The organism is Haloplanus ruber (assembly GCF_024494725.1).
GTDB lineage: Archaea > Halobacteriota > Halobacteria > Halobacteriales > Haloferacaceae > Haloplanus > Haloplanus ruber.
The window spans coordinates 19925-43466 of record NZ_JANHDK010000007.1 but is presented as its reverse complement, the minus strand read 5'-3'; the positions used below and the strand labels follow the sequence as shown (position 1 = coordinate 43466).

Sequence of the window (23542 nt, the reverse complement as noted above, 5' to 3'; positions counted from 1 at the left end):
TGGAACGGTATGAATACTACCGAAAGAACAACACTATGCCCGACGACGTACCGTGCTATCTTGCTGATCGCGGTGCTGGTAGCAAGTTTCACATCATGTACTTCGCGGACACCTCGTACCGTCGGGAGATACGAAACAAGCCAGATACAGCCGGCCGCGAGGAACGTGACGAACTGCGAGAGCACTCCATCCAGCAGTTCCGGACTAAGCTGGAAGCGCCGTGAGGAATGCCGCCCCGGAGCCAGTGAGGGCTAATACGCCCTAGGAGGGCTGTGTTGAATCGCCATATGGCGGTGGAATTCACTGTTTCACAGATCGCTTGATGTTATAGACGACACACATCAGGGCGATTTCTCGGAACTCACGGAACCAGGAACGCGCTCGCACGGCGAAGCCGAGCGAGCGCTTGACAGCCGAGTTCACGGTTTCGGTCATCGAGCGCTGATTGTAGCGCTGTTCATCGATTCTGGCGTTGTGCGCGTGATCATACGGTGCGAAGATGCGATGTTTGATGAGCGGGCGAATCCCGAGGTCACGAAGGGATTCGCGGAGCGACTGCTTGTCATAGCCTTTATCGGCGGCAAGAGACCGCAGATCGCCCGCATTCCGGCGGGCGATCTGCTCAGCGAGGTCTGCGTCGCTTCCTTCTCGAGTCGTCGAGCAGTGAACGTCAAGGATGGCTTGAGAGTCTGTATCGACGAGTTTCGTGACCTTCAGCATCTGCACGCGGTAGCTTATTCGCTGGCAGTAGTGGCGGCTCGCTGCTGAGCGTTCGTAGAATGTCGCGTCGATCGCGCCGTGTTTCGAGGGGTCGTGCAGCTGCGCCGACTGGCGCAGCAGCACTCGGCAGACGCTCATACTGATCCGGTCGAACGCTTTACACAACGTGGATGGAGAGGGGAGATCGGCCGCGCTGAGGCCGATCTCCCCGGTTATTTGTGGCATCTCTTTGAGCAGGTCAATCGTCATTCGGTAGGACGTGTCGAGGTAAATCCGCAGACAGTGGAGGGAAACGAGGGCATAGTCGGCGAATCCGCCGCCACCTTCCGGGGCGGCGGATTCGTCTCCATCACCGGTAACAACTTGGGCAATCGGCACAATCTCACCAGTGAAGCGGGAGATTTGTGTCATAGACAACCAAATCGTCCCGCTTCAACTCCTTTGATTTAGCGACCCATCCCGACGCCATCTAGTGATTCAACACAGCCCCTAGGAGAGTATGCATACGGGAAGAGCACGGCCCCATACAGCAACCGGTACTTTCCACGGGATTTCGAAGTTGGCGAACCACGGCGGTACCGACGATCCTGATGAGGCCGCCGATGAGCGTAAGCCCAACAAATGCGGCGATCGCGGTACTAAGGGAGGGCGGCGTGGCCGCCAAGGAAATCGACCGCTCCGGCACCGAGTTCGATCCGATCGGGCGAGACGACCGTCCTCGCCTCGCTCGCGAGTACGGTGTGGTGCATGACACGTCGACGAAGGTTTGTGTCTATCTTATACCCCCGGGTCGCGATGGACTCCGGGCCGATAGCCAGTGCCACGACTGCCCCACCGCTGGGCTCGATGCGACCCGGACCGACAGAATCAACATGTGTAAAAACCGTTCATATCGATATCAAATACGTCAACTGACGTGACGTATCGCGTCGGTTCCTTTGGTGTGGCGGCGCCGTCGTGGCGAGCATCGACGGGACAAGGGATCGATCACGTCGAAACGCTTCATATCGGGCGCTCAGTCCCATTTGGGGGACCGTTCGTCGCTGTTCTCCGGAACGACGAGAGCCGCGGAATACGTGGTCGGGGACATCGCGAACCCGTTCTAGTGCCTCTGAACGGGCGGATATTCGTGGATTGTGCGTCGACCGACATCCGACTCCGGGATGGGGGCGGTCGAGCGGCACTCGTCGCGGACGTATAGAAACAATGTTTGTTTGACATGTGTGGATCCAATACAGTCTTTAGAACTGATTGGTTTGCGGGACGATGCCGGATCCGGCGCCTCGTTACCGTATCAGGGCGTCACGCCGTGTCCCGGGCCGGCGATCGAATGCACGGGGCCGCCGTCCTCGACGACATCCGCAGCGAGGAGGCGGTTGCCGTCGAGGTCGACATAGTCGAATCCGCCGAGGCCGGCGACGACGTGAGCGCTGGTGTGGATACCGACGGCGCTTTCGAGCATACAGCCGACCATGAGTTCGAGGTCGGCCGCCTCGGCGATGGCAGCGATGTCCGCGACCGCGAGCGGTCCCGACTTCCCCAGTTTCGCGTTGATGACGTCTGCGGCTCCCTCACGGACGATCCTGCTCGCGTCCGCGGGCGAGAAGACGGCCTCGTCCGCTGCGATCGGGACGCCGACGCGCTCACGGACGCGGGCAAGGCCGGCGACGTCGGACGCGGGCACCGGTTGCTCGATCAGTTCAAGACTGACGCCGCTTTCGGCCATCTGGTCGGCGAACCGGCCGGTCTCTTTGACCGTCCACCCCTGGTTCGCGTCCACCTTCAGCGACGCATCCGGAGCGACACGGGCGACAGCCCGGACGCGTTCGGCGTCCTCGGCGACGTCGGAGCCGGTCTTGATCTTCAGGTGGTCGTAGCCCGCCGAGACGGCCTCCGTCGCCCGCTCGGCCGCCCGCTCGGGAGTGAGGATCGGGATCGTCATGTCCGTCGTGACTGGCTCCGGAGGCCCGCCGAAAAGCGCCGACAGCGGGAGATCGACCTCGCGGCAGTAGGCGTCGAGGATCGCCGTCTCGACGGCGAACAGCGCCGAGACGGCGCCGGGCACGGCGGCTCGAACGTCGCTGACGAGTTCGCGGTAGTCGGCGACATCCCGTCCCTTGATCAGGCCGGCGACGCCGCGGACGGTTTCGACCGCCGCAGCCTGCGTTTCGCCCGTGACTGGCGGGAGCGGCGAGCCCTCGCCGTGGCCGGTGACTCCCGCCTCGGTTTCGACGGTGACGAGGACGCTCGACGCCTCTCGCTGTGTCCCGAGGCTGATCTCGAAGGGTTCCGCGAGCGGGTGGTCGAACGCGTCGACCGTCACGGCGACGACGTCGCTCATGCTCCTGACCCCGTGGCTTCACCGGTCGTCGACGGCGCCGCGAGCGCCTCACTGACGGCCGAGAGCAACTTTCGCGGCCCGCCCTCCTCGTAGACGTTCGCCACCGGGAGGTCGTGACGCGACGCCTCGGTTTCGGAGTCGCCCCACGTCGAGACGGCGGCCACCTCAGCGTCGGACAGTTCCTCGACGAGACGCACCTCCGTCTCGACCCCTGCCACCTCGAAATCCTCGAAGTGGGTTCGGGTCCGCCGCCCAGGTTCGTCCGCGATGACGACGGCGTCGGGCCAGCTCCCGTGCAGGACCGAGAGTGTCACGCCGGCGTAGGCCCGGTGGGTGAGCGACGCCTGTCCCTCGACGAAGACGACGTCGTGGGTCTCTCCCACCGCAGCCACCATGTCCTCGACGACGCCGGCGGTGAAGTCGGCCGGGACGCGGTCGATGACTGCCCCCTGGTGAGCGCCGATCATGATGCCCGTCTGGCCGGTCGCAACCCAGCCGGCGTCGTATCCCGCGTCGCGTGCGGCCCGATAGAGTTCGTATGTCGTCGTCCGCTTGCCGACCGCACAGTCCGTGCCCAGCGTGAGCACCACGTCCGTAGACACGTCGTCGACCGACCCGTCACCCACTCGGAGGGCGTCCTCGCCAGGGGGTTTCCGGACGTCAATCAGTCGTGTGCCGTGCTTCTCGGCGAGGTCCGTCCAGTGTTTGTCCTCCGTGAGGAACACGTGCAGACCGGAGACGACGTCACAGCCCGCTCGGATCGCCGCCTCGATGTCGTCTACCCACGACTCGGGCAGGGAACCGCCGGCGGGCGCCACGCCGATGACCAGTGCCTCTATCTCCGGGGCTTCTGCCAGGGCAGCCGCCACCGACGCCACGATGGGCACCTCCGGCGCGTCGCGACTCTCGAGGACGTCAGTGGGATGACGCCCGGCCCGCTGTGAGTCCACCACGACGCAGGTATCGAACACCTCGCTGCTTGTGACGATACCGTTCGCGGTCTTCCCTTCAGTCGTCCCGAACTCGCCCTCGGCGAGAACGGCAACCGGGACTGGCGTCTCGAAGTGGTCTCGAAGGTCCATACTGGTCTCCGCGGGCGGCTCCATCTAATCTTCCCTCCCTCTCATGAGAGGGTACCGTTCCGACGGGATTGGATGTCTCGACGAGCTGTAAGACGTTCGATACCAAAGGATATGTATGAGCAAAGAGACACGACGGTATGGATTCAGTAGAGCAATTAGAGCGGCTGATGCGGATCGAGAGTCACGAGGACGTCGACGAGATTCAGGAGTACCTGATCAAGGTGATCGACGGCGCGGAACTGGACGAGACGGGCTGTGTGTGCGCCGAGAAGCGCGGCGACCGAGACGGGCCACGGATCGTCCTCAACTCCCACATGGACGTCGTCTCCCCCCACGTCCCGTTCGAGCGAGTGGGTGACGAGATCCGCGGGCGTGGCGCCTGCGACGCAAAAGGCTGTCTCGCCCCGATGTTGGCCGCATTCTCCTGTGTCGACCCCGACGCCGGGAGCGTCCGACTCGTGATCTCTCCGGACGAGGAGACGACCCAGCGCGGCCTTTATCACTACCTCTCGGACGGTATCGAGGCTGACTTCGCAATCGTTGGCGAGCCGTCCGGACTGGATGTCTGTCCCTCGGCACGCGGGCACTACGACCTGCTGGTGGAACTGTTCGGCGCGTCGGCCCACGGCGCGACCCCCGAAAGCGGCACCAACACAACGGCGTGTGCCGCCGAGGCGATCAGGCGGATCGGCGACCTCCCGCATCTGGAAGACGAGACGCTCGGGCCGAACAACTTCACGCCCACGATCATCGAGGGTGGCAACCGTCCGAACCAAGTTCCGGAGTACACGAAGTTCGTCGTCGACTACCGGACGGTCCCCGGCGAGTCTCGGGAGGACGCCGTCGGCAAGATCGAGGAAGTGCTTCAGGATCTGGTCTGTGAGGCCGACGTCGGCTTCTACGACGGCGGCTCGTCGCTCGACTCCTTCAAGACCGACGCGACCGATGCGTTCGTCACGTCGTTCCGGGATCACGTGGTTGCGGAGCGGGACACACAGCCGACCGTCCGGCCGTTCGACGCCGCCACCGAGGCGGCGTTTTTCGCCCCCTACATGCCCGTCGTCGTGTTCGGTCCCGGGCTGATCAGCGACGGCGACCAGCCAATCGCCCACTCCGAACACGAGTTTGTTCCCGTTGAGCAGGTCGAACGCACGGGGGAGATCCTGACCAGGTTCCTCGCGGCGACGCTTTCGTAGGCCGCTTCGGTTGGAGGCCGCCGCGACACGTCTGCATCCGCTGTCAGGTCGGTGCGGAGAACGCGACCGTCGGGGATCGATGCCTCAGATGATCCCTTGGAAGGACAACACGGCTTGGGCGATGATCGCGGAGCCGAAGAACGTACCGAAGAAGACGAAGACGGCGACCACGACCAGTTTCCAGCCGATCTGTTTGAACCGGTCCATCTGCAGAGAGACCGAGAGCCCGGCGTATGCCAAGATCGGCGTGGCCGTCGCGAGGAAGCTGATCCGGTCCGTGTACCTGAGGAAGACCTCCTGTGTCGGTGAGAAGGGAAGTGCTAGGACCATCGCGATGAAGATGGCGTACGCGAACGAGGGGAGTTCGAGCGGGATCTCGCGGGCCAGAAACAGCGAGACGATTCCGATCGCGATGATGAGGGCGATTCCGGGGATCGATTCGACGAGGCCAGCGTCGTATCCCACGGTGTTGCCGATGAGCGTGATGATGCCGACGACGACGAGCATTGCCAGCGCGTTCGTGACGAATTCGGCTCGATCCATGTTAGTTCCCCCCGATGGTCGGATTAAGCACGCTGTACAGCTTGTTGATGAGCGGGACGCCGACGAACAGGACGACGTACACGCCGGTCAGTCCCGTGAGCAGGTTGCTCGTCGCGGCGAACGCGAGGATCTCGTCTTCCGGCACCGCGGTGACCGCGGTCGCCAGCGACCCCGCACAGGCGGTCATCATACTCCCGCTTCCCATGCCACAGGCCATCGCGATCGCTCGCGGATGGAGACCGGTTATCGGTGCGAGTCCGCCGAGGATGCCGAAAAAGAGCGTGCCGAGGAACGTCCCCGTCAGATAGGTGCCGAGCACGCCGATCCCCTCGGGCGAATCGGGGCCGTAGAGGTCAGTGATGATCCCCAAGGTCGGCTCGCGGGCGATGCTGACCGCGGCTCCGATCGCTTCCCGCTTGAGTCCGAGCAGGAGGGCAAGCGGCAACGCAAGTAAGATGGTGCTCAGATTGCCGAGTTCTTGAAGCAGGAACGCCGGTCCTGCCCCGATGATGTCGTAGAAGTTCGGGGCGACCAGCGTCCCGTACTTCACGCCCAGCGGCATCAGTGCGACCACAATCAACGGCGAACTGATCTCGCTGACTTCCTTCGGGACGACGCGCCGCAGTGCGTCGACGTACGATCCGAGGACTTGGTAACCGAGCAACATCCCGAACACGACGGCGTAGAGCATCGGGAGGATGACTACCTGTCCGGGACCAACCGGATACGTTTTCGTGCCGATGAACTCGGAGACGACCACGATCAGGAGAACCGTGAGGTGTGCCTTCAGGTGGAAGTTCCAGCTCCCTGATACTCGTATCGGATCCCATCGATCGCCGTCCGAGTTCGCATCGGTCGGATCGTCAGTCTCTGCATTGGTGTTTGCCATGATATACCTCGACATAGGATGCAAGGTCACACTTCAAAAGCATTGTTATTATTTACAGAACATCCGCGGTATATTCTATGGATGTGAACCGAACGAGCTCCGGGACGCAGACGCCTCATATGAGAGGGGCGGTTTATTAGTTCCGTCCACTCCCGGGAAACGTATGGAGACGTTCATTCTGAGCGGGTCCGACGTGGCGACGTACTCACCGATGACCGACGTCGTGCCGGCCGTCGAGGACGCGTTCGCGGCGTACGAGACGGACGCCGTCGAGATGCCGGCGAAATCGTACGTCGATGTGCCGACCGGTGACTTCCGATCGATGCCCGCGTTCGTCGGCGCGGACAGCTGGGAGGCGGCCGGGGTGAAGTGGGTGAGCGTCCACCCCGACAACCCTGGGACCCACGACCTTCCGACGGTCCTCGGCGTCATGGTCTACTCCGATCCGGCGACCGGGCTTCCGCTCGCCATCATGGACGGAACCGAACTCACGATGCGCCGGACCGGCGCGGCGGCCGCCGTCGCGACCGATCACCTCGCCGTTGCGGACGCCACCTCGATGGGGTTCGTCGGCGCGGGTGTTCAGTCGTACGCTCAGTTGAAGGCCGTCTCGACGGTTCGACCGATCGAGGAGGTAGTGGTGTCGGACCCCGACGACGACCGCGTCGAGCAGTTTGTCGACACGTTCGCAGACGAGTTCAGCGTCCGACCCGGAGACGTTGGGGACGCTGCCGCCTGTGATGTCCTCTCGACGGTCACCCCCGTCGAGGATCCGATCGTCTCCGCGGCCGACCTCGGCGGCCGGACCCACGTCAACGCCATAGGCGCCGATGCCCCGGGGAAACGGGAGCTCGCCGCCGACGTCATCAACACGGCCAAACTCGTCATCGACGACCACGAACAGTGTATCCACTCCGGAGAGATCAACGTCCCATGGAGCGAGGGACTGATCGACGAGTCGGACATCGACGCCGAACTGGGCGAAATCGTGACCGGTCAGCGCGACGGTCGCGTCGCCGTAGACGGCGTGACAGTCTTCGACTCGACCGGCCTCGCCATCCAGGACGTCGCGGCCGCCCACATCGTCTACGAGGCCGCACGCGACGGCGACGTTGAGGCGTTCGATTTCTTCGCGTAACGCTCAGGGGGCCAAGAGTTTCGCCTCGGCCTTCCGAAGGTGTTCCAGCACCGTCGCCTTCGCGACCCCGACCTCCTCGGCGAGGTCGGCGGCCGAGACGTTCCGTGGCCACTCGTAGTAGCCCCGTTCCCGTGCCAGTTCGAACATCTCGCGCTGGCGGTCCGACAGGGTCGGTAGATCGGCGTCGCCCCCGCCGACCGATCCACGGGTCGCGATCCGACGAACCGTTATCTCTGCGTCGTTCTCGCTTGCAATCGCGTCCAGAGCCGCCTGCAGCCGGTCGCGGGGTTTGTCGACGGCGACCGTCCAGTACTCGTAGCCGTCGCGCATCCGGAGTGGCTCTTGGGGAAGAAACCCCTTGGAGACGATCGCGTCGTGGATGCTCCCCTCGGGATCGAACTCGACGAGCAAGCCGCGGGTCGCCTTCCCGATCGGTCTCGACGCGAGGCTGAACTCGTCGCGTGGTTGCATCTCGGTGACCGAGTCCGTATGTACCGACCGGCGCGCGGCCGCGACGAGGTCGGCGACGGCCGCGTCGGTGTTGGCGTGGACGACGACGTGAGCCGTCACGTTCCCCTCGCCGGTGTAGACGGCGCTGACGAGTAGCCGTCCGTCGTTCTCCAGGGTCACCTCTGTCATCCAGCAGTTCGGGTGCCGAAGCTTCAGTTTCAGTTGGTAGCTTCCGCCGCTCGCGGACCGGTCGCTACGCCGGGTCGCCATCGGTGTCGTTCTCCCGGCCGGAGGCAGGCGAGCGGGCGGCCGTTACTCGCATAGCCGTTGCACCTCCGCCGATAGTTCTTCGAGTGCTTGTTCGTCGCCCGCGCTGTCGAACGCCCGCACGATGAAGTCGGCGACGGCACTCATCTCGGCCACCTCGAACCCACGGGCCGCGAGGCTCGTGGTGCCGAATCGGACGCCGCTCGCGTCCGCGGGATACCGCGGGTCGTCCGGGACGGACGCCTTGTTCGCGATGATCCCGGCCGCCTCGAGCGCCTCCTCGGCCTCGCTGCCCGGGAGGTCGCCGTGGGACTCGCGGAGGTCGACGAGTACGATGTGCGTGTCCGTACCGCCGGTCACGACGTCGACCCCTCGATCCGCGAGGGCATCGGCCAGCGCCCGGGCGTCGGCGATCGTCCGATCGACGTAATCGTCGAAGTCGTCCGTCAGCGCCTCGGCGAACCCGACCGCCTTCCCCGCGATGTTCGGCATGGCGGCCCCTCCCTGGAGCCGGGGGAACAGCGCCTCGTCGACCGCCTCGGCGTACTCCTCGTCGCACATGATGATCCCGCCCCGACCAGTCTTGATCGTCTTGTACGTCGACCCGGTACAGAACTCGGCCACACCGACCGGCGACGGGAACGCCCCCGTCGCGATCAGGCCGGAGAGATGTGCGATGTCGGCTAGGTGGTACGCGTCGACCGACTCAGCAATCTCCTGGAAGCGCTCCCAGTCGATTGTCTGCGGATACGACGAGTATCCGGAGACGACTAGGTCTGGATCGACCTCGTGGGCCCGACTGGCGATCGCGTCGTAATCGAGACGTCCCGACTCCGGATCGAGTTCGTAGTGTGCCGTCTCGTAGAGGTCGCCGCTGAGGTGGAGATCGGAGCCGTGAGTGATGTGTCCGCCGTCCCGGGGATGAAGGGCGAAGATCGTGTCCCCGGGATCGAGGACGGCGAGGTAGACCGCCAGATTCGCCAGCGACCCGCTGTGTGGCTGTACGTTGACGTGTTCGGTGTCCCACAGTTCCTTCGCGTACGCTATCGCCAGCGACTCCACCTGGTCGATGTTCTCCGCCCCCGGATACAGGCGGGAGTCGGGGTAGCCGAGGGCGTTCCGGTTCGTGAGGACGCTACCCTGTGCCTCCCGAACGGCGGGACTCGCGACGTTCTCCGACGCGATCATCATGAGACTCTCCGCCTGCATTCGCGCTTCGGATTCGATCGCTTCAGCCACGGCTTTTTCCGCAGTCTCGACGTGTTCGTACTCCATCTCACCGGCTGTTCCCCTCGCGATTGTATAACTTTTGGGATCGGAACGATTTCACCGCCACGCATATATAAACGTCCAGCAGAGCGATATTTTTATGTACATGCTGATCGCAGGGGTGGCACATGACGGTCGACGGAAACGGACTACAGACCACGGTGCGTTCGCTGGAGATACTCGAAGCGATCAATTCCCACGGCAGCGTTCGTGCGGACACCCTCGTGGCGGAACTCGGCGTTTCGCGGAGTTCCGTGCACAATCACTTGGCGACGCTCCGCGAGAGGGAGTACGTGGTGAAGAAGGGCGATCGGTATTATCTCGGCTTGAAGCTGTATCATCTGGGTGAGCAGGCCAAAACACGACGACTCTCGTACGACGTCATCGGTGAACACGTTGCCCGGGTCGCAAACGAAATCGACATGGAAGTGGATTTCTCGGTTGAGGAGTACGGGCGTGTTGTCGTCATCTTCGACGAGGTGGGACACAGGAACCGTCGCGGCTTCCAGCTCGGCCGATACATGCCGATCCACGCGTGTGCGTCCGGGAAGGCGATCCTGGCGGCGTACTCACCGGAACGAGTCGCGTCGATCCTCGATCGCCGCAGCCTGACCCGGGTCACCGATAACACGATCGTCGACCGCGAGGCGCTGTGCGACGACCTGCGAACCACCCGTGAACGGGGGTACAGTATAAACGACGAGGAGAGCAACAGCGGCATTCAGGCGGTCGGGACAGCAGTCAGGGAACCGGACGGCACCGTCGCCGGCGGCCTCTCGATCGCCGGACCCACGTACAACTATCCGCCGTACGACCAGATCGCGGAGACGCTGCTCTCCGCCGCCGACGAACTCGAACGGGAGATCGAGACCCGATGGCAACGGGAGTTCCAGCAACCGGACCGACGCGACGACGGATCGTAAGGGGTTATCCAGCTATGTTGGACGTCGATATAGTTCCATGGGAGTTCCTCTGGTGTCGGCAACGTCTCGGCCGCCGCTCCCGACCGGCGACGTCCCGCCCCCGACTGGCCCCCACGAGACGAATGAAATAACACGCATAACACTGTTATTATCGTGAAGGCGCGAGGTTCCGCCACGGTTCCGACCGGAGGTACCATTCGCTTCGCCGGTTTGACTGCCCGAACGTCTCGCTGATTCCACGAGTCGATGAACGACCGTCATCTTGGTGCGGAACGATGGACGCGTGAATGGCCGATGGCCGGCACTTCGGGGCGCTCCACGTGGATCCTCGGGGGGATCCGACAGGACCATGATCGTGTACGGTGGTCTGATCGGGCGGCACCACCCGCATCGCGTCGACGCCGGTGTGGGCAGTTCGACGTCGTCCTCCGGCGACGCCGCGGCCCCTCCCACGTCCCACCCGCTCACGGACGCCCACGCTTATCGCCTCTACTGAAAGAAGCATAGGCCGTAGCATAGTGGTAAATTAAAACAACTCGTCCCGGTTGATCAACTCTCCAGTTCTCCCCTTATATCGAACTTGAGAAGTGCAAACCGAGATACTTTTCCTGCGGCATTTTTCCTGAGATGCTGCGAATCTGAATCCCAGACAAGTTCGAACAGAATCCTGACTGCTTCAATTCGAATCTGCTTCCGTTGTTCGGAAAGAGGAACATCAGGGGTCGACAGAAGTTGAGACCGGCCTTCTCAATGCATACGCCTCAAGCCGTCTGCTCAGTACTTCAGAGTTGGTCGATCGGCTTATTGATTATCTTGAAGACTTCGTTCGCCCGGTAGAACCGATTCCGCTCTTTCCCGGTCAGCTCTTCGAGTATCCCGTCATCTTCAAGATGTCCGATCAGTCGGTTGGCCGTACTGTATTCGACATCCAACCACTCGGCCGCCGTATTCACGTCGAGGTACGGATCTTCGAAGAGTTGCATGACCAGTTCGAGGATGTTCTCAGACCGCTCGCTCTGGTAGCGCTGTTGATAGTCCTCACGAAGGTCGACCAACAAGTTTGCACGCTGATGGGCTTCATCTGCTTGCGACTGCACGCCACGCAGGAAAAACAGGAGCCACTCTTCCCATTTACCGCGTTGACTGACTGCCAAGAGATGATCGACGTACTCTGACCGTCGTGCGTTGAAATACGAACTCAAGTAGAGATATGGCTCGGGCAGGAGACCATCACGTTGCAGGAGGAGACTAATTAGTAGCCGCCCGAGCCGTCCATTCCCATCGAGAAACGGGTGAATCGTCTCGAACTGATAGTGAATCAACCCGATCCGGAGGAGCGGATGGAGGTCAGTATCTCGGTTGGCGTACTCAAGCAGGTCTTCGAGAAGGTCGGGAATCTCGTTCGGTGGTGGCGGAACGTACCTGGCGTCTTGGATGTATGGCGTACTGCCGATGAAGTTCTGGGTCGTGCGGAGTTCTCCAGGATTGGCTTCGTCTCCACGGACACCTGAAAGTAATCGGTCGTGCATTTCACACAGCAACTCGGTGGTAATTGGATCGCCAGCTGTGATCGCATCCAATCCGTGCGTCAGTGCATGCAGATAGTTCACGACTCCCTGGGTGCCTTGCCGCCTGTCTTCGTGGATAAGGGCTTCTTGTCCAGCCTCATAGGCGTAGATATCCGAGAGAGTGGCATGTGTCCCCTCGATTTGCGAGGATTCTAGCGCTTCTTTTCGAATGAACGGCTCGATCAGGATTTCTCTTGAGCCGACACGTGGGCCGATACCGTGGAGTCGCCCAAGTGCTTGTGTCGCCTCGGCCAGCGGTGTAATGAGTTGTTCAGTGTTGGTTGAGGGAGGAAGCGGATCAGGTCGGAACGCCGAATACGCCCCTTTTGATGTCGTCGTGGGAACGATTTCACCCGGCGCCATCTCGTCGAAGTCATCTCGCTCCATCAGTGGTATCTCTACAAATACGCTGGCCACTATTGGCATTTTTGGTGCTAAATAAAAATAGCGGGGTGGCTGATTGTACCATCGCAACTACTCGGGATATCTGAAGACGGATTTGATACTCATCTTTCTCTGGATTTGCGAGTGAAACTCTCGAAAATTTGTCCATATGGTTGAGTGTGTGACAAGAATAGCCGCTTGGAGGGCCATCTGGGGCAGTACCCGCTGACCGAATCGGTCAAATTCACGCATCAGAGCCCTGCTAAACCCGCTGTAGTCTCAACTTCCAGGGGGTCGACATTTTGTATAGCAATATGCGATATATAATTTCGCTAAGTGTCGAAATACTACGCTAAGAGACTCCAGATCCTCGAATTGTCTTGATGCTCCGAATACATCAAGTGGTCTTGATTATGCCCGTAATCACGAACACTTTGAAGTACCCCGACGCCGTCGGTGAAGCACGAATGCTGCAACCGCCTCACGACGGCGCTTCCCCTAGGGTAAAGTCACTGCGAGCACCTGACTCTCCGCAAGTGTCGGATCGGTCATGAGTTCCGATCATTCGCCGGAAGCCTTATTATGTTTTATCTATAATTCGTAATCGAGATGGCGCAATCACCTTCCCGGTCAGGCCAACCACCAATTCAGCAGCTTCAGACGGTCGCCGACCTCCTCGAAACGCCGGCACTCGCTCGGCTGTACGCCCATATCTTACAACACGGTCCGGTCACTGTGTCCGAACTGGTCGACGAGCTCGACATCCCACAGGGGACCGCCTACGACTACGTGCAGAATCTCGAAACAGCTGGCTTAGTGGAGAAGACCCGTGAGCAGCGCCCCTACGAATACGATGCCGAGTCGATTGCACTCACGCTCTCGACGGACGGTGAGACCCAAACGATCACGCCGGCACTTATCGCCGCCGTTGCCCGCCGCGACCAGAACGAGGACATCGACGTCTACATCGAGCGCCATGGCCTCGACGGTCTTGCTGTCGCCCTCGAGTACGCCTACGAGTATGTCGACGGCACGGTCAACCATCGGATTGCGGCCCGGGAACTTGACCTTTCACCGCTTGAAGCCGAGATCATTCTCCAAGCGATGGAACCGGTTGCCATCGAGTACGCTGGCACGGTTGCATGACGACGATCTATATCGCCGATACCGGCGTCTTCGTCCGGTGTGGTGGGCCGGACAAGGACAAATTTCACCGACTTCGTCGGGCACTCCGACAGGCAGGTGTCTCGTTGAGTGTCCCCCAGCGCGTCTACGAAGAGCTCGGGGGCGATCCGGCAGCGGAGGAGTATCCTTCGGCGAACATTCCCTATCCCGATGGATTCGAAGAGGGCTGGATCGCCGTCGCCGACGAACTCAACTACGCCAATCCGCTCGTCTCGACGGTGATGGACGAAGCACGCCGGTTCATCGCCAACGAGACCAACCGCGACGAAGACATCACCGAGAAAGCGGACACGGCGCTCGTGGGGCTTGCTGCCCAGATACTCGATACCGGACAGGCGGACCACGTCGTTCTCTTGACGACCGACAAACCGGCGGGACAAGCGGCCGAGACACTCTTGCCACAGCACGGCTTCAGCGACCGTATCGAATACCGGTACGTCAGTGTCGAGTATCTCGAGACGATCACATCCAACGAATTTCGATAACATGGCGACGAGGTGAGGTCCGATGAGCGACGATCGGACTTCTTCCCGTCCTGAAAGCGCTCTCGACGACAGCTTCGAGCGCTACCTCCAGGACAAAGGGAAAGGCCGTGGTGGCGACGGCGGGAACTATCGACGCAACGCAGCCCGCGAGCTCGAGCGGTTCGCCGAGTGGGCCGCCGGCGACCGCGGCACCGACGACTGGACCGGGTTCGTCCCCGAGGACGCCGACCGGGAGCCGAACTTCGACGATCTCGACGAACGCGTGTTCCGTGAATACGCCCGACATCTCAGTGGCGATCGAGGACTCAAGCAGAACACGGTACAAACCTATTACCGCTATATTTCTGCGTGGTGCGGGTGGTGTGTCAACGAAGGATATCTCGAGGCCCACTACGCCCAGCGGGCGAGTGCGATGGCGCCGCTGCCCGAGGACGACGGCCGCAAGCCCGGCGACCAGCAGGCCTGGACGTCCGAACAGCGCCATGCACTCACCCGTCACGTCGACGAACAGGCTCGCAACGCCATCGAGACATACACGACACTCCCGAAGGATACTGACCTCATCGACAAGCAGCGAGCGCGCTACGCGGCGCTGAAGGCGGATCGCGACCGGGCGCTAGTGTTCGTTCTTGCGTACACCGCCGTCCGCGTCGGTGAACTCCTCCGGGACCCGAATGATCCGAGACGACGCGGCGTCCGCTGGGAGGACCTCTCGCTCGACGACGGGAGTATGGACGTCTACCGGAAGAAACAGCAGTGGGACGCCGCCAGCCTTCCCGACCCGGTAATTTCGCCGCTGCGGAGTTATCGTCAGCTCATGGATCCGCCAACGGAGCGGTGGCCGGTGTTCCCGACGTTTGACCAACGATCGCTTGCGGGGCTCGTCCAGGATGAACTAGCCGACCAAGGGGAACGCCCGGAGGAAATTACTGAGCGCCGTGGGGAGTACGCCCGCGATCTACTGCTGACGCTCGATGAGGACATTCGGCCGCCGTCAATCACGACGGACGGCGCACGGTCGATTCTACAGCGGCTTTCAGACGATGCGGAGATTGAGATCAACCATCCGAAACATGACTATCTCGCACCTCACGGTGGTCGACGTGGGATGGGGGAGGTGCTGGTCCGCGCGTTCGGGTACACAGTGGCGGCCCGATATCTGGACAACTCCGAAGAGATGGTTCGTGAGCGCTATTCTCACATCGAAGCTGGTGAATTGGGGGATGTCGCTACCGAGGCCCTCGAAAGCGTGGACAATATAGGGCCGAACTAAGTCGAAGTTGGTCACCGTCATCGGTTGGTAAATTGGCTCGGCTTGATGCCCGCTGCTGGATACACCCCCTCTATTCAGCACGACTGCCGAAACCTCTCACTAATTGAGAGTTTCAACAATGCCGTAGAATCAGGTACCGTTAACCGAGACTTCCCTATTCTGGAATCTCGTACCAACAGAAATCGGTTTCGCCGCACTCGGGACAGATTTCGGTCTCAGGAGTGACTGTCGTCCCGCATTGACGACACTCAACTACGACAGTTGGCCCGGTATCGCTGAGTAGCTGAGTGAGTACTGCCCGAATGCTCATCACTGGGAATCAGGGTGCGAGGGAATTAGTTTTAGCGACCGTTCGTCTGTGATACGATTCTGCACAACGATTCTGCACAAAGCTTACGCCAGAGTATCGGTCTACAGGCGAGTGGAAGGGACTTGTCACACGCTCCCTTCCCTCCCCTGTGTTCCGCGACACTCCGAACCACAGGCGCTGTCTGGTGTGTCAGGAAGCTATTTCTGCCGCATACATCTTGGTCGAATACGAGAAAAAACGACGGGACGACTGGAATTTGGGCAGAGTGTCCCATCTGTGACGATGTCGTGAGTGCCGAATGAATATCGAGTACCAACACAACCGCAGAATCAAGTGGTTAGCCATGCTACTCTGCTGAGAGACCAATTAATGGAGATCTCTGAAGAACTCGAATGTCTGTTTTCGGCTTCGATAATGGAACAGGACGACTCGTATGTGATCGGCGTCCCCGAGCGGGAACTACAATTGGGAGATCTACAGCAAGGAGAATCATATCGCGTCGCACTCGTGTCTTCCCCGACACAGAGCGGGCAGGGACAGACTGAACAGGCTGAAGCGAAATCACAGCAGCAACGTGAGCCACCGGAACCACCAGTTGAGGACGGTGAGACTCGGGAAGTCGAGATTGAGGACATCGGCGAACAGGGTGATGGCATCACTCGAGTCGAACGTGGCTTCGTCGTAATCGTACCTGATACGAAAGAGAGTGAACGAGTCAAAATCGAGATTACCGATGTACGGCAAAACGTCGCATTCGCTGAGGTCGTCGAGCGGTTGAGTTACTACGAGTAATTGCTCGATTTGCACTACAAGAAGGAAGACGAACACGTCGCACAACGATCCGCAGAACTACTAGGTAGCCCGCTTGAGGGTTTCGCCGGGCGGCTCATTCACAAGATGGTACTGTCGTCTCACTATTTGAACGAGGGATAGAACCAGTATTCTGATCAAAATAGGTATGTTTGCTTTCCGTCTGAGTAGACACATGGTGAAAGTGGATCCAAACGGTCGGATTATCCTCCCACAAGAGATCCGAGATCACCTCGGACTCACCCCCGGTACGGAAGTCGAAATCCACAAAGAAGACGGGAAGGCAGTCATCGAACCGGCAGATAACCCTGAAGAGATTATCGAACGCATGGAAGAGCTCGTTGAGGAAACGTCTTCGGAGCATGGGGAGAGGTCACCGCTTGAGGACAGTACCGATCCAATTGCTCAGAAGCATAGGGACGCGGTTCGGCGCGGAGCAAATAACGATGGATGACGCTGGTGACCTGTATCCGTCCGACATCGTCCGTTCCCATGCGTCGCGAACTGAGTCGGCACGGTCTTTTCGACGCCGACGTTTCGACCGGGGATCATAGTGCTTCTTGATGGCTCGCTATGTAGCGACGTAGTCCGCCGCTGAGGTGGTTGACTCCGCCGTTTCTGTTCTATATCCTCTACGACAACGAGATCAGTTCGCGTCATGAGTTCTGCGAAGCGTGCGGGGAGCTGTTGGAACGTGAGGGCTGGACCGGATACAACGTCGTAAAAGCTACGTGGGAGGGGATTCCGGTTGATTGTTGCGATATGCTGGACGACCACCTGCTCCCGTGACGAACACGTATGAATCAGAACACTTCATCGACACGCGACGGTACGACAGCGCTCACGAGTTCCTTCGAGCGCTACCTACAAGATAAGGGGAAGGGCCGCGGTGGCGGCGGCGGAAACTACTCAGATGAGACGGTGTCGTCGCCTTCCTCGTCGCTAGGTTCCTTGTCGGATGACTCGATGGTTACGACTTCGCCCTCTTTGTCGAGGTTGATCCGGAGCCCACCCTCAACGTGGTCGCCGCCGATGTCGTCGTCCCACTCTGGCGTGTACCGGTGCTTTCTTCGGTCGTGATTGTGACCTACCTACTCGTTCGCGGCTATCAGGTCATAGCCGGTTGGGAGTCTCCGACTAATCCATGGGAAGCTTGGGAATTAGCCCCAAGACAGGTTACTGATTCGCGCGGTTGATCAGTTCGAGGACATCCAGATTGCTGACTGGTTCGCCGCCGACTTCTTGATTAGTGTTGGCTGCGTTGACTGCTCGGAGGATGTCCAGATTACCGATTTCGTTGTCGGAACCACCGAACCGGTTCACGAGTGGGTCTTGTTCAGTCACAGTCAGCGTTGTTGTGGTCGTGTTTGTAAGCGTCCCCTGATTAGAACTCGCGGTTGCATCTGTCGTCACGGTCTTCTGGCCTGTAGTGGCGTTTTCAGGAACTGTAAGAGTTAGATCGACTGTCGCCGATCCATCAGCAGCGAGCTCTGACGTAACCACACCTGGTGGAGTTGAGCCCAGCAACTCTTGTGCGACGTCACCGTCAACCGATTGAATCGATACATTTGCAGGCAGATTAGGGAACTCGATGAGCATGCTTGTCGGCTTTTCTAACGGGTTCTGCACCCTGTAGCTGAGTGTGATCTCTTCGCCTGGAGCAAGGGTGGCTTCTGACTGGCTTGCCGACAGGAACTCCGCTGTTTCCGACTGGTTCCCATCGTTACCGTCGCTAGTATCGTTACCGGTGACAGTTAGCGTTCCATTGGTAAAACTCGTGACCGTCTGGCCGTCTGAACTCAATCGTGCTTGATACTCGTAATCGCCGGAAGCAAGCTGGACATCACTATATGTGAGTACTTTTGTGGAGTATTCGTCTGCGCTGAGGCTGATTTGTCTGGATGCTACGGTTTCATTTGTATTGAAGATGTTATCTCGGTTCTGATCAATTACCAGCTCAAGCGTTCCAGATACTGATTGGTTTGCACGGTTGTCCGGGTACGTTTCAATATCAACGCTCCCATCTTGAGAGACGGTCGCTTCCTGCTGCAATTCGATACCAACATCAAGCCCCCCGTCCGTTCCACTACTGTTGGCAGCGATTGAAACGTCGCTACCGTCGGTCTGTCCGAAGGTTGCCACGCGTGCCGACCGGAGCCTGTCCGTAGGCCCATTGGTAGGTTGTATCTCGCTCCATGAGAACTTGTCGGGATGTTCCATGCGCTCGGCTGCGCTGTTCTCTGTAGTATCTGCAACCATCATTGGCGCCGCACCCATCACGGGAGCCGATGTTATCATTACCAAGGTAAATACTGCCACCGATACCGCCGTGCTCCTGTAAAGGAACATACGGTTAAAACAAACTGATTTTATATAAATTTGGGTGGTTATTTATTTTATCTATCATGTTCCAGTAACTCTCCTGATGATGACAATATGATGACTACAGTGATGCAAGGAGAAAGCCCACGGCTTCAGCCGTGGGAGGGTGTCAAAAAAGATTCATGCGACATGACGCTGCTGTGCGGGGCTAGTGCGCCCCGAGCAACGACGCGAGTTCGTCGATTCGACTATCGAGCTTCGACGGCTCGAAGACGGTCGTCGTCTGGTTGTACGCCCGCTCAAGTTTTTCTGCCTGTTCAGGTGGGTCTCCGGGGTGACAGTCTGTCGCGATAGTCAACGAACAGATCGGTGAGTACGAGGCCTTGGTCTGCGCTTCGACGGCGTCGACGTCGTCGGGCTTGTCGTCGGTGATCGAGATGATCAGCGATTCCTTCCGGTCGGCGTCGGCGACCGTTCGGGCGAGCGAGAGTGCATCGGCAAGTGGCGTCCTGCCGCCTGTGTCCGTGGCGAGGATGGCCTCCTGTGCGTATTCCGTTTCGACTGAGGGCGGCTTGACGTACCGCGCTTCATCATCATAGAAGTCGATCACCGCGACGTCGATATCGAGGTTCTCGCAGGCCACGGCAAAGCGGGCCACAGCACTCGTCGCGATATCGATTTTCCCGGTGGATGCACCGTAATCGCGACTCATCGACCCCGACCGATCGAGGACGATGACGACGAAGTACTCTTTCTCGTCGCCGGGCAGTGACTCGCTGAACGTCCGCGGGTCGTTATGCCCCAGTCGGTAGGCAGTCTTCGTGTTGACCGTCGTGCCACTTGAGAGGCCACCCCGCGTCGCTGTCTGCTGGTCGAGTCGGAGTTCCTTAGCGAGGGTGTCAGCGACGGTGTCGGCGGCCCGCTGGACACTGCCCCAAGAGTCACTTTGCTCGTTGGAGGCCGAGTCCGGAAGGATCGTCAGTTCATCGACCGACCCGGGCCCAGCGCCGTTTCCTTGTTGGGTGCCGTCAGGTGTCGTTTCCTGTTCCTCGCCAAGGGCATCCTCGAGTGTCTGGAGGTCCTCGGCAAGGCCCTGTTCGTCGACGGTGCTTCGGTCGGCGGTGCGCTTTGCTCGGTTCCGGTCACTGGCGAAGTCTTCGGGGCTGAGATCGGCGTCGTCGTGTGCGGGCCCGGCCGGTGACTCTGTGGGGGCGTCGTCAGTGGGTTCCGTATCGGGCGTTGAGTCACGCTGGGAGTCGGTGTCGTCGGCCGTGGTGATTGGGTCGTCGTCCGGCTGCTCGCCCGCGTCTGGGTCGGTGGACTGGTCGCCGGCGCTGTCGGCTCCCATCGGCGTCGACGGCCCGGTGTCAGTGTTCGTGGGAGCGGACTCAGGGCTGTCGTCGTCCTGTGTGCTGTTCGTCTCGGCGTTCTCGGTGCCCCCAGCCGGGTCCGTGTCGGCGCTGGATGTCTCCGCCGTGTCTGGGCTACCGTCGCTCTCGGCGGCTGTCTCGCCCTGGGAATCGTCCGTGCGGGTGGCGTCGTCGGACGTGGCGGCTGTCTCGTCGGCGCTGTCCATGCCGGACGCCGACGACTGAGCATCGTCATCGCTGCCACCGAAGTCCCCGAACGTTGCCTGCTGGCCAGTATCGTCTGCTGAAGACTGGTCAGTGTGGGAGGCGAGGTCGGTCGTGTTGGCGCTTGAGTCAGTGGTCGCGACATCCGAGTCGCCGGCGCTCCCGTCGGCTTCGCTGTCTGACTGTCCGTCTTGGTCTCCGGTGGGCGAATCGGCGCTGTCAGCGGGTTGGTCGGCGCTGTCGGCGGCCTCGCTGTCCGGCTGTCCGTCTTGGCCACTGGTGGGTTGGTCGGCGCTGTCGGCGGGCTGATCGCCAGCGTCTTGGGCGGCCGATTCGTCGCCGAGTCCGTGACTGTCTGGGGTGGACTCGGGGCCACCCTCGCTCTCGCCTTCGTGGTCGCCGCTGTCTTCGGTGGGCGTGTCTGTGTTGCCGTCGCTACGGTCGTCGTCGCCGGCCTCGCTGGGGATGGAGTCGGCCTCGGATGGCCCTCCGTCGGCTCCGCTATCGTCAGTGTCGTTTTGCTCAGCGGTGTCGTCCGTCGACGATGGCGAGTGCTCCGGGGCTGGTTGTGGCTGGGTGTCGACGTCGTCCGGGTCGGGTTCGTCCGCGAGTGAGGGATGGGACTGGACACCTTGGAGCGGGCTGTCGATGCTGTCCGTATCCAACGACAGTTCCTCTGGGTCGATATCGCCGGCGTCACCGTCGGCGGTCTCGCTGGATCGGTCTTCGTCATCCAGCTGTTCGTCAAGCTCGTCGGTGTCGCCGTGCTGTTTGCCGTAGTGGACGCTTCGCCCGTGGTCCGAATCGAACGAGTCCTCACACTCGGGACAGTCGAAGGTGTCCTCGCCCTCGGCGGTGTCCGACTGCTGATCGGGCGTATCGGTTGGCGAGTCAGGCGTCTCGCCGGACTCGGGGGCTGAACCACTCTCGTTCGCCTGTTCGGGTGTGTCGGGACTGCTGTCGGGCGGGGACTGTCCCTGCTGGGATTGTTGGGATTGCGACTGGCCTTGTTGACCGGCCTGTTGTTGGCTGCCTTCCTGCTGGTCGCCCTGTTGCTGCCCGCCCTGTTGTTGGGACTCGCCGTCCTCGTAGAGCGGCTTCAGGACATCCTGCCAGAAGGCAATCGCTCGCTTGGCCCGCTGGATCGACGCCTTCCGATCGTCCTCGTAGAGTCGGTCGCTGTGGTCGCTTCGCATCGCGAGGACGTCGTCTCGAAGGGCCTCCACCTCTTCGTGAACCTCCTGGAACGCCTCACGGCCACTCGCTGACGCGAAGGTCACACGGGGATCCGATTCATCGAGGAGCGCATCGGTCACGCCAGTATCGAAGATGATCCGGTCGTGGAGGGCCTTCATGACTGCCTCCCCGAAGGTGAATTCGCGTGCCTCGCTGGGGAGGTCCGCAACCGTCTGGGAGTGCATCTGCCGAATGAGGGTGAGCCGGTTGCCCGCTCGCTCGGTGAAATCGTCGCCGGTCTGGGCTTCGTTCTCGATGGCCCCGTCCTCGACGATGTTGATCAGTTCGTGGACGAACTCGTGGTACTGCGCTTCGACCTCGGTCTCGACGAGTGACTGGACAGCGCCGAAGGAAGTTTTCAAAACGTGGAGCGTCTCGTGGAACGCAAGCCCAAACTGGTGGGCGGCGTCGGCGGTGAGCTGATCGGAGAGACAGATCGAATCCGTGTCGGCCTCGCGCCCAGTGACAAGCACGAGATAGTCGCCGTCGACGCGGTTGATGAGGTTCTGGGCCTGCTGGCGGTCGAAGTCCGTCTCATCGCCATCCAGCAGTGCGTCCTCCGTTGCCGGCATGACCGCCGCCGTCGCGACGTTCTCCGTGATGACGACGTCAACTTCGGCGGCCAGATCGGATGGGAGCAGTCCTTCGATGTACTGTTTGATGCTTGTGGCCCGGTCCCGGGAGGTACGGACCTGTGCCGCCTCTGGTGGCGTCAAGTCACTGTCGTGGCCGGGAGCGGTGCGAGCTTGGTGGCTCATGGCGGTTAGTTGATATCAGCGTCGGTCAGTTCGACGGGCTTGATGACGACGTCTGCGACGTACGGGAGCGAGGAAAGCACGTCTCGCAGTTCGGGGATAACTTCGTCAGCGATGTCTTCACGAACTGAATCCATTGGTTCCGTTGCCGAAATCTCTCGCCATGCCTTGATCTCGCCGACGGCTGTCCACCCGTGCATTCCAACCTCACCATGCTTGGTTCGCATGTCACCAGCGCCACCAAACATCTCTGCACAACAATCGACTAGTTGGCATCGGGTGTTTGGGCCACCCCTATTTTCTTCGAACGTTACCTCGAACTGGATGAGCGTGTTGACTTGCATTGATATAGTTGAATTGGGGATCTGTGACTGTTCACATCCCCCTTAGGCCTCCTTCACTACTTTTTCGGGAGATACAAACACCCTGCAGTGGCCATAGTGGAACGATACCGTATTCAGTGACTTATCGTGATCTAGTTGATATCAGCGTCGGTCAGTTCGACAGACCCGATGGTCACGTCGATGACGTACGGGAGCGAAGACAGCACGTCATGCAGTTCGGGGACAACCTCGTTGGCGATATCTTCACGGACGGGCGCGACTGGTTCCGTTGTCGAAATCTCCCGCCACGCCTCGATCTTGCCGGCGGCTGTTCGCCCGGACACCTCAACCTTCTCGTGCCTAGCCCGGTTGTCGCCATCTTGGACAAACAACCCTGCACAGCGATCGACTAGACCGAACAGGGCATTGGAGGATTCTAGGTTTTGTTTAAACGTCACTTCGAACTCGATGATCGTATTGACTTGCATCGTCATGTATT

The 23542-nt window shown here is 60.6% G+C and carries 22 protein-coding genes and 1 pseudogene; 11 read left to right on the top strand and 12 right to left on the bottom strand.

Going from position 1 to position 23542, the window contains the following annotated elements:
• Positions 1-35: 35 nt before the first annotated feature.
• A complete protein-coding gene (locus tag NO878_RS16735) occupies positions 36-224 on the top strand; it encodes a hypothetical protein (RefSeq protein ID WP_256407110.1) in 189 nt (62 codons plus the stop codon).
• Between the two features lie 76 nt (positions 225-300).
• Here the strand turns inward: NO878_RS16735 and NO878_RS16730 are convergent, their stop codons facing one another.
• The 3 genes from NO878_RS16730 to NO878_RS16720 all read right to left on the bottom strand — a co-directional run bounded on the left by NO878_RS16730 (position 301) and on the right by NO878_RS16720 (position 4143).
• Entirely contained in the window at positions 301-1131 is an 831-nt protein-coding gene (locus NO878_RS16730; RefSeq protein ID WP_256407109.1) for an IS5 family transposase, read from the bottom strand.
• 883 nt (positions 1132-2014) lie between these two features.
• Positions 2015-3061 (bottom strand): dipeptide epimerase, encoded by a 1047-nt coding sequence (locus tag NO878_RS16725; RefSeq protein ID WP_256407108.1) that lies wholly within the window; start codon positions 3059-3061, stop codon positions 2015-2017.
• The gene (locus NO878_RS16720; protein ID WP_379823027.1) at positions 3058-4143 is read right to left on the bottom strand and encodes an N-acetyltransferase DgcN family protein; all 1086 of its coding nucleotides are present in this window, start codon (positions 4141-4143) and stop codon (positions 3058-3060) included. The genes NO878_RS16725 and NO878_RS16720 overlap by 4 nt, the downstream gene beginning before the upstream one ends.
• A 137-nt stretch (positions 4144-4280) precedes the next feature.
• Between NO878_RS16720 and NO878_RS16715 the strand changes: the two genes are divergently transcribed.
• Positions 4281-5339, top strand: a complete 1059-nt coding sequence (locus NO878_RS16715) for a M20/M25/M40 family metallo-hydrolase (RefSeq protein ID WP_256407106.1) — start codon at positions 4281-4283, stop codon at positions 5337-5339.
• Positions 5340-5423: 84 nt separating this feature from the next.
• Here the strand turns inward: NO878_RS16715 and NO878_RS16710 are convergent, their stop codons facing one another.
• Together NO878_RS16710 and NO878_RS16705 are read right to left on the bottom strand one after the other, a co-directional pair.
• Positions 5424-5882: a hypothetical protein gene (locus NO878_RS16710; protein WP_256407105.1), complete on the bottom strand. Its 459-nt coding sequence runs from the start codon at positions 5880-5882 to the stop codon at positions 5424-5426.
• Position 5883: 1 nt separating this feature from the next.
• Positions 5884-6771 (bottom strand): DUF3100 domain-containing protein, encoded by an 888-nt coding sequence (locus NO878_RS16705; protein WP_256407104.1) that lies wholly within the window; start codon positions 6769-6771, stop codon positions 5884-5886.
• A 163-nt stretch (positions 6772-6934) separates the two neighbouring features.
• On the opposite strand from NO878_RS16705, the gene NO878_RS16700 reads away from it, so the two are divergent.
• Positions 6935-7909, top strand: coding sequence for an ornithine cyclodeaminase family protein (locus NO878_RS16700; RefSeq protein ID WP_256407103.1), 975 nt, complete (start codon positions 6935-6937; stop codon positions 7907-7909).
• A 3-nt stretch (positions 7910-7912) separates the two neighbouring features.
• Here NO878_RS16700 and NO878_RS16695 read toward each other — a convergent pair whose 3' ends face one another.
• Complete coding sequence (locus tag NO878_RS16695; protein WP_256407102.1) at positions 7913-8629, bottom strand: helix-turn-helix domain-containing protein; 717 nt, start codon at positions 8627-8629, stop codon at positions 7913-7915.
• 42 nt (positions 8630-8671) lie between these two features.
• Complete coding sequence (locus NO878_RS16690; RefSeq protein WP_256407101.1) at positions 8672-9901, bottom strand: serine hydroxymethyltransferase; 1230 nt, start codon at positions 9899-9901, stop codon at positions 8672-8674.
• 122 nt (positions 9902-10023) lie between these two features.
• Here NO878_RS16690 and NO878_RS16685 point away from each other — a divergent pair, with 122 nt between their 5' ends.
• Entirely contained in the window at positions 10024-10818 is a 795-nt protein-coding gene (locus tag NO878_RS16685) for an IclR family transcriptional regulator (protein ID WP_256407100.1), read from the top strand.
• Between the two features lie 782 nt (positions 10819-11600).
• Here the strand turns inward: NO878_RS16685 and NO878_RS16680 are convergent.
• Positions 11601-12773, bottom strand: coding sequence for a Fic family protein (locus NO878_RS16680; protein ID WP_256407099.1), 1173 nt, complete (start codon positions 12771-12773; stop codon positions 11601-11603).
• A gap of 606 nt (positions 12774-13379) precedes the next feature.
• Between NO878_RS16680 and NO878_RS16675 the strand changes: the two genes are divergently transcribed.
• The 7 genes and pseudogenes from NO878_RS16675 to NO878_RS17410 all read left to right on the top strand — a co-directional run bounded on the left by NO878_RS16675 (position 13380) and on the right by NO878_RS17410 (position 17622).
• Positions 13380-13916 (top strand): DUF7437 domain-containing protein, encoded by a 537-nt coding sequence (locus NO878_RS16675; protein WP_256407098.1) that lies wholly within the window; start codon positions 13380-13382, stop codon positions 13914-13916.
• Positions 13913-14440: a PIN domain-containing protein gene (locus tag NO878_RS16670; protein WP_256407097.1), complete on the top strand. Its 528-nt coding sequence runs from the start codon at positions 13913-13915 to the stop codon at positions 14438-14440. The genes NO878_RS16675 and NO878_RS16670 overlap by 4 nt, the downstream gene beginning before the upstream one ends.
• Positions 14441-14462: 22 nt before the next feature.
• Positions 14463-15713 carry a phage integrase SAM-like domain-containing protein gene (locus NO878_RS16665; protein WP_256407096.1) on the top strand — a complete coding sequence of 417 codons (1251 nt, stop codon included), beginning with the start codon at positions 14463-14465 and terminating at the stop codon, positions 15711-15713.
• Positions 15714-16204: 491 nt separating this feature from the next.
• Positions 16205-16325: pseudogene (locus NO878_RS17415) on the top strand (DUF7837 family putative zinc-binding protein).
• Between the two features lie 67 nt (positions 16326-16392).
• Positions 16393-16815: a TRAM domain-containing protein gene (locus tag NO878_RS16660; RefSeq protein ID WP_256407095.1), complete on the top strand. Its 423-nt coding sequence runs from the start codon at positions 16393-16395 to the stop codon at positions 16813-16815.
• A 193-nt stretch (positions 16816-17008) separates the two neighbouring features.
• A complete protein-coding gene (locus NO878_RS16655) occupies positions 17009-17287 on the top strand; it encodes an AbrB/MazE/SpoVT family DNA-binding domain-containing protein (protein WP_256407094.1) in 279 nt (92 codons plus the stop codon).
• A gap of 149 nt (positions 17288-17436) precedes the next feature.
• Positions 17437-17622 (top strand): hypothetical protein, encoded by a 186-nt coding sequence (locus NO878_RS17410; RefSeq protein WP_465262096.1) that lies wholly within the window; start codon positions 17437-17439, stop codon positions 17620-17622.
• Positions 17623-18009: 387 nt separating this feature from the next.
• Here NO878_RS17410 and NO878_RS16650 read toward each other — a convergent pair whose 3' ends face one another.
• The 4 genes from NO878_RS16650 to NO878_RS16635 form a co-directional block, all read right to left on the bottom strand.
• Positions 18010-19182, bottom strand: a complete 1173-nt coding sequence (locus tag NO878_RS16650) for a hypothetical protein (protein ID WP_256407093.1) — start codon at positions 19180-19182, stop codon at positions 18010-18012.
• Between the two features lie 181 nt (positions 19183-19363).
• Entirely contained in the window at positions 19364-22723 is a 3360-nt protein-coding gene (locus NO878_RS16645; RefSeq protein WP_256407092.1) for a VWA domain-containing protein, read from the bottom strand.
• Positions 22724-22728: 5 nt separating this feature from the next.
• The gene (locus NO878_RS16640; RefSeq protein WP_256407091.1) at positions 22729-22947 is read right to left on the bottom strand and encodes a hypothetical protein; all 219 of its coding nucleotides are present in this window, start codon (positions 22945-22947) and stop codon (positions 22729-22731) included.
• Between the two features lie 248 nt (positions 22948-23195).
• Complete coding sequence (locus NO878_RS16635; RefSeq protein WP_256407090.1) at positions 23196-23537, bottom strand: hypothetical protein; 342 nt, start codon at positions 23535-23537, stop codon at positions 23196-23198.
• Positions 23538-23542: the final 5 nt, after the last annotated feature.